This window comes from Onishia taeanensis (genome assembly GCF_900100755.1).
In the GTDB taxonomy this organism is placed as follows: domain Bacteria; phylum Pseudomonadota; class Gammaproteobacteria; order Pseudomonadales; family Halomonadaceae; genus Onishia; species Onishia taeanensis.
In genome coordinates this window covers 79,065-91,717 of record NZ_FNCI01000001.1, presented here as the reverse complement: position 1 = coordinate 91,717, position 12,653 = coordinate 79,065, and the positions used below count along the sequence as shown (strand labels likewise).

12 protein-coding genes are annotated in these 12,653 nt (G+C 62.2%); 7 read left to right on the top strand and 5 right to left on the bottom strand.

Features of this window, described 5'->3' with window-relative positions; genetic code table 11:
- Positions 1-105: 105 nt before the first annotated feature.
- From BLR71_RS00395 to doeA, 3 genes are read right to left on the bottom strand one after another with little or no spacing between them, the layout of a single operon-like run.
- Entirely contained in the window at positions 106-576 is a 471-nt protein-coding gene (locus BLR71_RS00395) for an Lrp/AsnC family transcriptional regulator (RefSeq protein ID WP_092521981.1), read from the bottom strand.
- 7 nt (positions 577-583) lie between these two features.
- Positions 584-1,615: a N(2)-acetyl-L-2,4-diaminobutanoate deacetylase DoeB gene (gene doeB / locus BLR71_RS00390; protein WP_092521979.1), complete on the bottom strand. Its 1,032-nt coding sequence runs from the start codon at positions 1,613-1,615 to the stop codon at positions 584-586.
- Positions 1,616-1,625: 10 nt separating this feature from the next.
- Entirely contained in the window at positions 1,626-2,825 is a 1,200-nt protein-coding gene (gene doeA, locus BLR71_RS00385) for an ectoine hydrolase DoeA (protein ID WP_092521977.1), read from the bottom strand.
- Positions 2,826-3,102: 277 nt separating this feature from the next.
- Between doeA and BLR71_RS00380 the strand changes: the two genes are divergently transcribed.
- Complete coding sequence (locus BLR71_RS00380) at positions 3,103-4,074, top strand: 2-hydroxyacid dehydrogenase (RefSeq protein WP_092521975.1); 972 nt, start codon at positions 3,103-3,105, stop codon at positions 4,072-4,074.
- 131 nt (positions 4,075-4,205) lie between these two features.
- Here the strand turns inward: BLR71_RS00380 and BLR71_RS00375 are convergent, their stop codons facing one another.
- Together BLR71_RS00375 and BLR71_RS00370 are read right to left on the bottom strand one after the other, a co-directional pair.
- Entirely contained in the window at positions 4,206-4,790 is a 585-nt protein-coding gene (locus BLR71_RS00375) for a TetR/AcrR family transcriptional regulator (RefSeq protein ID WP_092521973.1), read from the bottom strand.
- Between the two features lie 234 nt (positions 4,791-5,024).
- A complete protein-coding gene (locus tag BLR71_RS00370; RefSeq protein WP_092521967.1) occupies positions 5,025-5,582 on the bottom strand; it encodes a DJ-1/PfpI family protein in 558 nt (185 codons plus the stop codon).
- A 219-nt stretch (positions 5,583-5,801) separates the two neighbouring features.
- Between BLR71_RS00370 and BLR71_RS00365 the strand changes: the two genes are divergently transcribed.
- The 6 genes from BLR71_RS00365 to BLR71_RS00340 all read left to right on the top strand — a co-directional run bounded on the left by BLR71_RS00365 (position 5,802) and on the right by BLR71_RS00340 (position 12,620).
- The gene (locus BLR71_RS00365; protein WP_092521966.1) at positions 5,802-6,518 is read left to right on the top strand and encodes a hypothetical protein; all 717 of its coding nucleotides are present in this window, start codon (positions 5,802-5,804) and stop codon (positions 6,516-6,518) included.
- A 188-nt stretch (positions 6,519-6,706) separates the two neighbouring features.
- Entirely contained in the window at positions 6,707-7,633 is a 927-nt protein-coding gene (locus BLR71_RS00360) for a LysO family transporter (protein WP_092521965.1), read from the top strand.
- A 219-nt stretch (positions 7,634-7,852) separates the two neighbouring features.
- Positions 7,853-9,127, top strand: coding sequence for an ABC transporter substrate-binding protein (locus tag BLR71_RS00355; protein ID WP_092521963.1), 1,275 nt, complete (start codon positions 7,853-7,855; stop codon positions 9,125-9,127).
- Between the two features lie 12 nt (positions 9,128-9,139).
- Positions 9,140-10,117 (top strand): carbohydrate ABC transporter permease, encoded by a 978-nt coding sequence (locus tag BLR71_RS00350; protein ID WP_092521961.1) that lies wholly within the window; start codon positions 9,140-9,142, stop codon positions 10,115-10,117.
- Positions 10,114-10,956 (top strand): carbohydrate ABC transporter permease, encoded by an 843-nt coding sequence (locus BLR71_RS00345; protein ID WP_092521959.1) that lies wholly within the window; start codon positions 10,114-10,116, stop codon positions 10,954-10,956. The genes BLR71_RS00350 and BLR71_RS00345 overlap by 4 nt, the downstream gene beginning before the upstream one ends.
- 26 nt (positions 10,957-10,982) lie before the next feature.
- Positions 10,983-12,620, top strand: coding sequence for an alpha-glucosidase (locus tag BLR71_RS00340; RefSeq protein WP_092522760.1), 1,638 nt, complete (start codon positions 10,983-10,985; stop codon positions 12,618-12,620).
- Positions 12,621-12,653: the final 33 nt, after the last annotated feature.

Here is a 12,653-nt window from a genome sequence, read left to right as displayed (position 1 = left end):
GCCAATCACCCTCGTAGTAGGCGATATCGCCAAACTGCTCGCTACGGTTCCAGCTTATGTCAGTTTTGCGTGAAGTGGAATCCACGAGATTTACACGGGCGTCATTTATTCACACGCAAGGGCAATCGGCGGCACCGTGTGCTTGACGGTCTTGGTGACGATATAGGTGAAATAGCGCTGAATACCGATGTCCGACATCAACCAAGCGTCGACCAACCGCTGATAGGCATCGATGGTTTCGGCTTCGACCTTGATCAGATAGTCGACCCCACCCCCAACGGCCACGCATTCGGTGACCTCGGGAGTGGCCATGACCTCTGCCTCGAATCGCTGGAAATCGCCTGCATGGTGTGACTTCAGCTCGACTTGCACCCAGACCGGTGTCCGGCGCACCACCATTCGCGAATTGAGACGCGCACCGTAGCCTTCGATGATCCCGGCCTTCTCCAGACGTCGCACCCGCTCCCAGCAGGGGCTGATAGAAAGGTTGATCGCCTCTGCCAGTCGCGACTTGGTGATACGGCCGTCCTCGGCCAGAATCTCGAGGATCTTCAGATCATAGCGATCGAGCTTCATCGTGGCCTCATCCGTCCAGGGCGTCGACGATATCGGCGATGACCGCGATGGTATCGCCCATACCCACCTGGGCCGGGAAGCGTCTCGCCACCAGCAGGCCGCTGCGCTCGGCACGGTACTCGATTGGCGGGGTGCCGGTGCGGCTCATGTCATAGACCCGTGCGATCACCTCGCCCTCGCGGACCGGTTCACCCAGCGCCAGCGTCAGTTCCAGCAGCCCCTGATGCTCGCTCTGTACATAGCAGGAGGCATCCGGCATATCGACATAGATCTGAGGCTCGTCCGGCCCCTCGAGCTCGCCATCGATCAGCCCGAAGTGAATCAGGAAGTTGTTGACGCCGCGCTCGGCGATCTTCAAGCGCTCGGGGGTTGTGGTGCCGCCACCGCCCAGTTCGGTGGCCACGAACACCTTGCCCTGGCGCTCCACGGCGGTGTCGAAGAGTTTCTCGGCGTCCAGTTCGAACATCATCATCGCCGTGGGCGCACCGAAGGCCTTGGCACCATCGAGAGCCCGGCGCTGCAAGTCCCGGTCCTCGAGCTGATGCGAGGCGGCAAACGGCACGATATCCAGGGTCCGGCCACCGGAGTGCAGGTCCAGCACCACATCGCACATCGGCACCAGATAGCGAGTGAAGTAGTCGGCGATCTGCTCCGTCACCCCGCCATCCGGATTGCCCGGAAAGCTGCGATTGAGATTGCCGCTGTCCATCGGCGAGGTCCGACGGCCGGCCTGAGCGGCCGGGGTATTCATCATCGGCACGATGATCACCCGACCGTGGACCTGCTGGGCATCCAGGTCGCTTGCCAGCTTCATCAGCGCTGTCATGCCCTCATACTCATCGCCATGATTGCCACCGGTTAACAGTGCGGTGGGACCTTCACCGTTCTTGATCACGGTCACCGGGATCATCACCGCTCCCCAGGCCGACTCGTCGTTGGAGATCGGCAGCTTGAGGAAGCCGTGCTGAACGCCCTCGGCCTCGAAGTCGACTGTGGCGGAAATGGGACTAGGCCGCACTCGGCTCTCTGACATGCTCATGAAGGTCTCCTTATTTGACGAACAGCTGGCGAGGGAAGTCGGCCAGGGTTTCACAGCCCGTCTCGGTGATCAGAATACTTTCGGTAATTTCCAGGCCCCAGTTCTCATCCCACATACCCGGCATGAAATGGAAGGTCATGCCAGGCTCGAGGATCGTCTCATCGGACGGACGCAGACTCATGGTCCGCTCACCCCAGTCCGGCGGATAGCTGATGCCGATAGGATAGCCACAGCGGGCACCGCCACGGTCGAAACCGTACTTATCCATGGCCGAGCCCAGGGCCATGGCAATATCCGCACAGCGGTTGCCGGGCTTGGCGACGGCCAGACCATTCTCGATGCCCTCGAGCAATGCCGACTCGGCGCGAATGAAGTCGCGCGGCGGCGTGCCCAGGTAGACCGTGCGAGACATCGGCGCGTGATAGCGCTTGAAGACACCGGCGATTTCGAAGAAGGTGCCCTCCCCCTTGCGAAAGGGGGTGTCGTCCCAGGTCAAATGGGGGGCTGCGGCATCGCTGCCCGTCGGCAGCATCGGCACGATGGCCGGATAGTCGCCACCGAAGATCTTGCCCTGGTCATCGCGCCAACCTTCGATGCCGACCCGGTAAATTTCGGAGACCAGTTTGCTCTTGGGCAATCCCGGCTCGATCATCTCCAGGATACGCGAGTGCATGCCTTCCACGATCCGCGCCGCCACGCGCATGTACTCGACTTCCTGTGGCGACTTGATAGCGCGACACCAGTTGACCAGCGAATTGGCATCGATGAAGCGGGCGTGGGGCAGCTCGCGCAGCAAGCTCTGATAGGCCTTGGCCGAGAAGTAATAGTTGTCCATCTCCATGCCCACCACGCCCTGATGCCAGCCGTAATACGGCAGGATCGTCTGGGCCAGGTAGTCCATGGGATGCATATCCGGATTCTGAACGTAGTAGTCCGGGTAGTAGGTAATATTTTCCGGATCGATCCAGCAGGTCCGCAGGGCACCATTGGCGTCCATTCGCCGGCCATACCAGACCGGCTCGCCCTCGAGCCCTACCAGCACGCACTGGTGCACATAAAAGGACCAGCCATCATAGCCGGTTAGCCAAGCCATATTGGAGGGATCACTGACGATTATTACGTCAATACCACGGCTGGCCATCTCGGCACGCACCTTCCACAGCCGGCTTGCGTACTCCTCACGGGTGAAGGGCAGGGATACCTGAATCATGGGCCATTCGCCATCAAAGAATCACCAAAACCGGCCTTGCTGACCAAGGCCGGGACCAAAGGGCGTATTATCGCCACCAACATGCCGTTGCTATTGATAAACAACGATTGCTATCAAGTGCTTGACACTCGATTATGACAACTGTCGGTCATTGACCTAATGCTGATACTAGCACCGGCGCCGAGCCCTCCGTCAAAGCCTTTATTGTCTTTTCTTGCCAGATTGTGAAAGCCTGGCCAAGCCCCGCATTAGAGCCATCGAACAGGAGCCGGTCACCATGCAGATCCTCATCCACTCAGCCGATGCCGAGCAGTGGCAAGCTGCCATCGCCAAGGCATTGCCAAAGGCCAAGGTAATGACCAGCGACGCCGCCTTGGCAGAACGCCAAAACGCCGACTTTCTGGTCGCCTGGCAGCCACCTGGCTGGTTGTTCGAGGAACAGCAAGCGCTCAAGGGCATCATCAACCTCGGTGCCGGCGTGGACGCCCTGCTCGACAACCCGGCGCTGCCGACCGACATCCCCATCGTCAAGCTGCGCGATGCCGGCATGGCCAGTCCAATGATCGACTACGTGCGCTACGGCGTCCTGCACTTCCAGCGCGACTTCGACCACTACGCCCGCCAGCAGACCAACCGCCAATGGCTGGAACAGCCAGTGACGCCCAAGGCCGAATGGGGCATTGGCGTACTAGGCCTAGGCGCTATCGGCGCGCGAGTGGCGCAAGCGCTGGCGGCTGATGGCTTCCCGGTTCACGGCTGGAGCCGCCACCCCAAGCAGCTCGAAGGCATCCGTTGTCATCACGGTAAGGAAGGCCTCGCGACCCTGCTTGGCCAGGTCAAAAGCCTCGTCACCCTGTTACCCAACACGCCGGCGACCCGAGGCATCATCAATGCCGAGACCCTGGCCGCCCTGCCCCATGGCGCCAGCCTGATCAACCCGGGGCGCGGCAGCCTGATCGACGAGGCCGCTTTGCTTGAAGCGCTGGGGCCCGTCAACGCCGAGCCCCCGCACGCAGACGAAAGCGTAAGCGGCGACACCGGGCGCCTGCGTGGCGCCGTGCTGGACGCCTTTTCCCAGGAGCCGTTGCCGGCAGATAACCCGCTATGGACACACCCCCGCGTGCTGATCACCCCGCACATGGCCGCCCCCACGCCGCGTGATGCGGCCCTCGACCAGGTCATTGACACCCTCAAGGCCTGGTTGGCCGGCGAACAGGTGCCAAGCATCGACCCGAAAGCTGGCTACTGAGGCAGACAGCCCCGCCCAGCACATGAGGCCTCAAGGCGCAGGCAGTAAGCTAAAGGAAGGAAGCGGAAAGAAACGGGCCGCCGAGCCTGGGCGTGGCAACGTGCGCCCAGGAGCGCCCGGGAGCACAGCGATCAGCGCAGTACTCGGGCGATGAGAATATCCTCGAAGTGCTGCATGGGCGTCACCGACTTCAGGGTCTTGGCCCGCAGCATCGCCCCCTGCCAGCCGGCCAGGATAAAGCCCGCCAGGGCCTCGCTATCGGTATCTGGCGCAATGTCGCCGGCGCTGCGGGCCTGCTCCAGGCAGACCGCGAGCCGCCGCTCCCACTGTTTGAGAATCCCATCCAGTTGCTCGCGAAACAGGGCATTGCGCGCCGACAGTTCCTGGCCAAGGTTACCAATCAGACAGCCACGGCTGTGGTCGCAGTCGGACATATCGGCACGCCCGGCAGCGAAGAAGCGCCGCAACCGCTCGAGGGGAGCAAGATCATTATCCAGCAGCTCATCGAGGCGTTGCTCATAGGCATCGGCGAAGGCCTCGATCACCGCAAGGCCAAAATCTTCCTTGCTCGAGAAATAGTGATAGAAGGACCCCTTGGGCACTCCTGAGGCCTTGAGCACGGCATTGATGCCGGTGGCGTGGTAGCCCTGTTCGGCAATCAACTCGGCGCCGGCCTGAATCAGGGTGTCGCGGGTAGTGGCATGCTTGGAGGTCATCGGACGGGCAATCATGAAAGGGTGAAACAATGGAAATGTCCGCAAAGGGACAGCACTGATGAACCGTTCGACACCATGATACGCAAGCCAGCGCAGAGGGGGGAACCGCAAGCAATAAACCGCCCCGTCGTTAGGTGCCAACGGGGCGATCCAGGGCATTACGTCTAGACCGGACCTAGCGTCTGAAACCTAGGAGGCGAGAGGCCTCAAGGCAGACGCCCGGCGCTGGCCTATTTACAGCAGGGCGTTGAACTGCTTGAGCCATTCCGGATGTGCGGGCCATGCCGGGGCGGTCACCAGCTTGCCGCAGGTAATGGCATCGGTTACCTCGATATCGGCGAACTCACCACCGGCCAGATGAACCTCGGGGGCACAGGCCGGGTAGGCAGAGACGCGCCGCTTATCGAGGGATACCGCCGCTGCCAGCAGCTGGGCACCGTGGCAAATCGCTGCCACCGGCTTGTCGGTATCGAAGAAGTGGCGCACCAGGTCCAGTACTCGCTCGTCCAGGCGCAGATACTCCGGCGCCCGACCACCCGGTACGACCAGGCCATCGTAGTCGGCGGGATCGATCTCGGCGAAAGTGGCGTTAAGCGCGAAATTATGCCCCGGCTTCTCGGTATAGGTCTGGTCGCCCTCGAAGTCGTGAATCGCGGTTTTGACGCTATCGCCCTCACGCTTGTCCGGACAGATGGCGTCGACTCGATGCCCCATGGCCTGCAGGGCCTGGAAGGGCACCATGATCTCGTAATCCTCGACGAAGTCGCCGGCAATCAACAATAGCTTGGCCATAGAACGCATCCTCTTATCCATAAGTGACAGAGCTTCACGCAATCGCCGACACCCGCAACGGTCGGCGTTGCCGAGCCATCAGGTTAGCGCGCAATTCATTACAACGATAGCAGCGGAACCTTTCTCCTTGCCGCCTATCTGAGCCATGAGGGTTTCAGCACCACGCTTGATCATCACACCTTGAGCCCCGACTTAAGACCCGACCTGGGAGAGACGCAGATGAAACTCGCCACTGCGAGGTGCCAGCCGGGCTTGGCGGGACTGTTGACCGCCCTCGCCCTAGTGCTCATCGCCCCCATCAATGCCGTTGCCGCCGATAATGAGGCCGCGCCGCGCCCCTTCGAGGCCACCTACCGGCTGGAAATCGACGGCTGGCCGGATGCCGACATCAGCCACAGCCTGAGGCGTCAGGGCAGCAATTGGGTCAGTGAGATGCGCGCCTCCGTTGCCGTAGCCAACGGCTGGGAACGTGGCCGCTTCACCCTTGCTGAAGACGGCGTCACCAGCAGCGACTACGCCGGCGGCTATTCGCTGCTGGGCATCGGCGAGGATTACCGTATCGGGGAGAGTGAGCTTACGGCCTGGCCCGACCGTCAGGCGGCACTGTTCGAACTGTCTCGACAAGCCAGCCAAGCCTCTTGCTGGCACCCCCAGGTGGCGCCCTGCACCCTGACGTATACCAACTACAAGGGCGAGACCAAGCACTACTACTACCGCCGCCTCGAGACCACCACCCTCGACCTGCCAGCCGGCAACTTCTCGGCCGTGACCGTTTCGCTGTGGCGTGGCGAGCACCCCGATCGCGACTTGCGACTGACCTTCACGCCTGAGGTCCCAGGCCTACTGCTGGCCGCCGACTATTTCAAGGACGGTGAGCGCACCAGCCACCTGAGCCTTAAGCGTTTGCGATTCAATGACCTGGCCAAGGCAAACTAGGGCGCCAATCGGTGGCGACCAGCTCGGCAATCCCCACGGCAGACCAAGCAAGCGCATCGAGTCGCGCCCATGAGCATTACATTCGCTGATTCCCCATCAGCGAAAATCATTTCTCCTCATATAAGAGTCTCGTTACAGTAGCGCCTCCTGGTTGCCCTATCGGCGACCCATTTACGCATGGAGAACCGATGCTGTCCGGCCTGCTTATCGTCTTGCTGCCCCTGATTCTCGGCTACCTGGTGCCGCTCAAACATGACGGCCTGCTGGGCGCGGTCAATCGCGCCGTCAACGGCGCCATCTATGTCATCCTGCTGCTGATGGGCGTCGGTCTCGCCGGCCTGGATAACCTAGGCGGACAGCTATCGCGGATGGGAGGCCAGACCCTGCTGCTGTTCCTGATCACCGCCGGCTGCAACCTGGCCGCGCTATGGTGGCTGTCACGGCGTAGCGCCCTGCATGCCAGCGGCGCCCCCGTGGTGAAAAACGCCCCCACCAGCAAGCTGGCCGCCATGGGCGGCTCGCTGCTATTGGTCGGGGTGGTGATCGCAGGCGTACTGATTGGCCTGGGCGGCAAGATGCTGGCCATTGACGGCCTGCACGCCGGCGCCGATACCCTCGCCGAATGGGTGCTATATCTTCTGCTGGCCCTGATCGGCTGCCAACTGCGTAACTCCGGCATGTCGCTCCGACAGATACTGCTCAACCGCCATGGCCTGGCGATCGCCACCACGGTCGCGGTGAGCTCGCTGGTGGCGGGCTTGATCGCCGCCCCGCTGATGTCGCTCGAATGGAACGAGGGGCTGGCCATGGCCGCCGGCTTCGGCTGGTATTCGCTGTCGGGCATCTTGATCGGCGACCAGTTGGGGCCGCTGCTCGGTGGGGTGGCCTTCTTCAACGATCTGGCCCGGGAACTCTTGGCCTTCATTCTGATCCCGCTGGTGATTCATCGTGCCACACCGCTCGCCATTGGCTATGGCGGCGCCACCTCGATGGACTTCACCTTGCCAGTCATCCAGCAGCATGGCGGCGTGGCCTGCGTGCCCATCGCCGTGGTCAGCGGCTTCATCCTGTCGCTGCTCTCACCGCCGCTGATCCTGTTTCTGCTGTCGCTATGAGCCACCCTACCTCCTAGCATTCCCCCTCCTTGGCCGGGCCACAAAGGGTCCGGCCAGCATGGTAATCCCAAAGTCTAGGTTGATGGCGGCCAACGCCGGGGCTAGTGTTTGTTTACCGATTAACTTAAACGATTAAGTTAATATTTAATCGCCGCTAGCCACCCTGGTTTAACCCAAGATTCGCCCATTCAGACAACAACAAGACGACGAGGAAGCGCCATGCTCAAGAAATCCCTGATCACGTCCGCCATCGCCCTATCCAGCATCGCTGGCACCGCCACCACCCAGGCTCAAGCCGCTGAGCTGACCATCTCCTGCGGTGCCGTCGGCGCCGAACTGGCCCTGTGCGAGGAAGGCGTGAAGGCCTGGGAAGACAAGACCGGCCACACCGTCAACATCGTTTCGACGCCCAACTCTTCTACCGAACGCCTCTCGCTCTATCAGCAGATCCTGTCCGCTCAGTCCAGCGACATCGACGTCATGCAGATCGATGTGGTCTGGCCGGGCCTACTCGCCAACCATCTGCTCGACCTGAAAAAAGTCCTCGGCGAGGACGCCGCCGCCGGCCACTTCGAGACCATCGTCGCCAACAACACCATCGACGACCGCCTGGTGGCCATGCCCTGGTTCACCGACGCTGGCGTGCTCTACTACCGCAAGGATCTGCTCGAAAAATACGGCCATGAGGCGCCCGAGACCTGGGAAGAGATGACCGCGATCGCCGAGGAGATCCAGGACGCCGAGCGGGCCGCAGGCAACGAGCGAATCTGGGGCTATGTATTCCAAGGCCGCGCCTATGAAGGTCTGACCTGTAACGCTCTAGAGTGGGTGGCGAGCAACGGCGGCGGCACCATCGTCGATGCCGACGGCGAGATCACCATCGACAACCCCAAGGCCGCCGAAGCGCTGGACCTGGCAGCAAGCTGGATCGGCGACATTTCACCGGAAGGCGCCCTCAACTACACCGAAGAAGAGGCGCGCGGGGTCTTTCAGTCCGGCAATGCGGTCTTCATGCGCAACTGGCCCTATGCCTGGTCGCTGGCCCAGAGCGAGGACAGCGACGTGCGCAATAAAGTCGGCGTGGTCAAGCTGCCTCACGGAGCCGACGGCGAGAGTGCCGCGACGCTGGGAGGCTGGAATCTGGCGGTCTCCAAGTACACCGAGTCCCCCGAGGTTGCGGCCGAGCTGGTGGCCTTCCTGACCGGCGAAGCCGAGCAGAAGCGCCGCGCCATCCAGGGCGCCTACAACCCGACCATCGCCAGCCTTTATGACGACGAGGAAGTGCTGGCGGCCGTGCCCTTCTTTGGCACCCTCTACGACACCTTTACCAATGCGGTCGCTCGCCCCTCCGCCCCCACCGGCGACAACTACGGCCGCGTCAGCAACAGCTTCTTCAATGCCGCGCATAGCGTGCTGTCCGGTGACAAGACCGGTGCTGAGGCGGTCTCCCAACTGGATAGCGAGCTGTCGCGCATCAAGCGTCGTCGCTGGTAACCGGAGGTCCTGATGTCCACTCCTGCAACCGAAAGCGCCTCCCGGGTGGGGGCGCGCGCCACCAAGGCGGGCTATCGCGGCACCAAGGTCCGCCGCCAGCGGGTTCGCGCCGCTTGGATGTTTCTGATTCCAATGCTGATCACGCTGGCGCTTGTCGCCGGCTGGCCACTGGCGCGGACCTTCTACTTCAGCTTTACCGACGCCTCACTGTCGGACACCGCCGGTGCCGCCTGGATCGGCATCGAGAACTACCTGGTCTTTGATGATGGTAACTGGTACGGCATCCTCACCGACCCGGTTTGGTGGCAGTCGGTGTGGAACACCCTGTTTTTCTCGGTGGTATCGGTATCCCTCGAAGTGGTATTCGGCATCATCGTCGCCTTACTGCTCAACGCCGAATTCAAGGGCCGCATGCTGGTGCGCGCCGCGGTGCTGATTCCCTGGGCCATCCCCACTATCGTCTCGGCCAAGATGTGGGCCTGGATGCTCAATGATCAGTTCGGGATCATCAACCATCTGCTGATGGCCCTTGGCCTGATCGATTCGCCCCTGGCCTGGACCGCCGATGCCTCCCTGTCAATGTGGGCGGTTATCATGGTCGACGTCTGGAAGACCATTCCCTTCGTCGCGCTGCTGGTGCTGGCCGCGCTGCAGATGCTGCCCAAGGACTGCTATGAAGCCGCCGAGGTCGATGGCATCCACCCGGTCAAGGTGTTCTTTCGCGTCACCCTGCCGCTGATCACCCCCGCCCTGCTGGTCGCGGTGATCTTCCGCCTGCTCGACGCCCTGCGCGTGTTCGACGTCATCTACGTGCTGACCTCGAACTCCACCAACACCATGACCATGTCGATCTACGCCCGCCAACAGCTGGTCGAATTCCAGGACGTGGGCTACGGCAGTGCCGCCTCGACCCTGCTGTTCCTGATCATCGCACTGGTGACCATTCTCTATCTGTACCTTGGCCGGCGCCAACTGGGAGTCGACGAATGAATCGTTATCAGCAGATCAAGCTCGCCAAGCAAGTCGGCAAATGGGCCCTGATTGCGGTGATCATGGTCTACGCCATCTTCCCCTTCTATTACGCGGTGATCACTTCGCTGAAGCCATCGAGCGAACTGTTCCAGGTGGATTACTGGCTGTACTCGGTGGACCTTGGCAACTACGCACAAATCTTCTCTCAGGACAGCTTCATTCAGGCCATCGGCAACTCGATCCTGGTCGCCATCAGCGTGGTGTTCATCGCCCTGCTGCTGGGCGTGACCGCCTCCTATGCGCTGGGCCGGGTGCGCTTTCGCGGCCGCACCACGGTGATGCTGGTAGTGCTTGGCGTGTCGATGTTCCCGCAGGTCGCAGTGCTCTCGGGCCTCTTCGAGGTCATCCGCACCCTGAACCTCTACAATAGCCCCGGCGGCCTGATCCTGAGTTACACCATCTTTACCCTGCCATTCACCGTCTGGGTGCTGACCACCTTCATGCGTCAGCTGCCCATAGAGCTCGAGGAAGCCGCCATCATGGACGGTGCCACCCCCTGGGTAACGCTCACCAAGGTGTTTCTGCCGCTGATGTGGCCGGCCATGGCCACCACCGGTCTGCTGGCCTTCATCGCCGCCTGGAACGAGTTCCTATTCGCCCTGACCTTCACCCTGACCGACAGCCAGCGCACCGTGCCGGTGGCCATCGCCCTGATCTCCGGCGGGAGCCAGCATGAGCTGCCCTGGGGGCCGATCATGGCGGCGTCGGTCACCGTCACCGTACCGCTGGTCATCCTGGTGATGATCTTCCAGCGCCGTATCGTCTCCGGCCTCACCGCCGGTGCCGTCAAAGGATAACGCTCATGTCATCGATGGAATCCAAGATGCAAGAATCCACGTTCTGGTGGCGCGGCGGCGTCATCTATCAGATCTACCCGCGCAGCTTCATGGACAGCAACGGCGATGGCATCGGCGATCTGCCGGGCATCACCGACAAGCTCGACTACGTGGCCTCGCTGAACGTCGATGGCATCTGGCTGTCGCCCTTCTTTACCTCACCGATGCTCGATTTCGGTTACGACATCAGCGACTACCGCGACGTCGACCCGATGTTCGGCACCCTCGAGGACTTCAAGACGCTGCTCGAGCGTGCCCATTCGCTGGGCCTCAAGGTGATGATCGATCAGGTCATCAGCCATACCTCCGATCAGCACCCCTGGTTCCAGGAAAGCCGCCAGGACCGCACCAACGACAAGGCCGACTGGTTCGTGTGGGCGGACCCCAAGCCCGATGGCACGCCGCCCAACAACTGGCTGTCGATCTTCGGCGGCTCGGCCTGGACCTTCGACTCCCGACGTCGCCAGTACTACCTGCACAACTTCCTGGAAAGCCAGCCGGACGTTAACTTTCACCACCCGGATGCGCGTCAGGCTCAGCTCGACAACATGCGTTTCTGGCTGGAGCTGGGCGTCGATGGCTTCCGCCTGGATACCGTCAACTTCTACTTCCACGATACCGAGCTGCGCGACAACCCGCCCGTGCCGGCGGGCGAGGCCAAGACGTTGGGCGCGCCGGATGCCAACCCCTATACCTGGCAGCGCCACGTCTATGACCTGAGCCGCCCGGAGAACCTGGACTTCCTCAAGGACCTGCGTGCCCTGATGGACGAGTTCCCTGGCACCACCACGGTGGGCGAGATCGGTGACGACAAGCCGCTCGAACGCATGGCCGAGTACACCGCCGGCGGCGACAAGCTACACATGGCCTATGGCTTTGACCTGCTTAACGAGCCCCATTCGGCCGGCTACATCCGCGAGGTGATCGACCGCTTCCAGCGCCTGGCCGGCGATGCCTGGCCCTGCTGGGCGCTGTCCAACCACGATGTGGTACGCAGTGCGACCCGCTGGGGCGCCGATGAGGATCCGCTGGCCTATCCCAAGGTGGCACTGGCCATGGTGATGTCGCTGCGCGGTAGCGTCTGCCTCTACCAGGGCGAGGAGCTGGGGCTGCCGGAGGCCGATGTGCCCTTCGAGCGCATTCAAGACCCCTACGGCAAGGTGCTGTGGCCGGAATTCAAGGGGCGTGACGGCTGCCGCACGCCGATGCCCTGGAGCGATGACGTCCAGGGCGGCTTCTCCCCAGTCGAGCCCTGGCTGCCGGTAGATACCCGACACCTACTGCTTTCGGTAGCCCGCCAACAGGATGATGCCAACTCGGTGCTCAACGCGACCCGCGCGATCCTGGCGTTCCGCCGCGATCATCCGGCGCTGGTCGACGGCGATATCTCGCTGGTCGAGGTCGGCGAGGAGCTGCTCGGCTTCATCCGCAAGGCCGACGGCCAGCAGGGTCAGGAGCGACTGCTGTGTGTCTTCAATCTGACCGGGAAGCCCCAGGAGACCGCCCTGCCGGTCTCCATCGACGGCAACGCCCGGCTGCTCGGCGGCCCCGGCTTCCAGGCGAGCCTCGAAGCATCACAGCTGGTATTGCCGGCCTACCAGGCCGCCTTTATCTCGCTCGATTAACTCTTTTTCACATGCCGGCGCCTCGAGCGCCGG

What these genes read in the sequence shown, in the direction of transcription:
- BLR71_RS00395 (WP_092521981.1), bottom strand. Translation starts at nt 576, where the DNA reads ATGAAGCTCGATCGCTATGATCTGAAGATCCTCGAGATTCTGGCCGAG.
- doeB (WP_092521979.1), bottom strand. Translation starts at nt 1,615, where the DNA reads ATGAGCATGTCAGAGAGCCGAGTGCGGCCTAGTCCCATTTCCGCCACA.
- doeA (WP_092521977.1), bottom strand. Translation starts at nt 2,825, where the DNA reads ATGATTCAGGTATCCCTGCCCTTCACCCGTGAGGAGTACGCAAGCCGG.
- BLR71_RS00380 (WP_092521975.1), top strand. Translation starts at nt 3,103, where the DNA reads ATGCAGATCCTCATCCACTCAGCCGATGCCGAGCAGTGGCAAGCTGCC.
- BLR71_RS00375 (WP_092521973.1), bottom strand. Translation starts at nt 4,790, where the DNA reads ATGACCTCCAAGCATGCCACTACCCGCGACACCCTGATTCAGGCCGGC.
- BLR71_RS00370 (WP_092521967.1), bottom strand. Translation starts at nt 5,582, where the DNA reads ATGGCCAAGCTATTGTTGATTGCCGGCGACTTCGTCGAGGATTACGAG.
- BLR71_RS00365 (WP_092521966.1), top strand. Translation starts at nt 5,802, where the DNA reads ATGAAACTCGCCACTGCGAGGTGCCAGCCGGGCTTGGCGGGACTGTTG.
- BLR71_RS00360 (WP_092521965.1), top strand. Translation starts at nt 6,707, where the DNA reads ATGCTGTCCGGCCTGCTTATCGTCTTGCTGCCCCTGATTCTCGGCTAC.
- BLR71_RS00355 (WP_092521963.1), top strand. Translation starts at nt 7,853, where the DNA reads ATGCTCAAGAAATCCCTGATCACGTCCGCCATCGCCCTATCCAGCATC.
- BLR71_RS00350 (WP_092521961.1), top strand. Translation starts at nt 9,140, where the DNA reads ATGTCCACTCCTGCAACCGAAAGCGCCTCCCGGGTGGGGGCGCGCGCC.
- BLR71_RS00345 (WP_092521959.1), top strand. Translation starts at nt 10,114, where the DNA reads ATGAATCGTTATCAGCAGATCAAGCTCGCCAAGCAAGTCGGCAAATGG.
- BLR71_RS00340 (WP_092522760.1), top strand. Translation starts at nt 10,983, where the DNA reads ATGCAAGAATCCACGTTCTGGTGGCGCGGCGGCGTCATCTATCAGATC.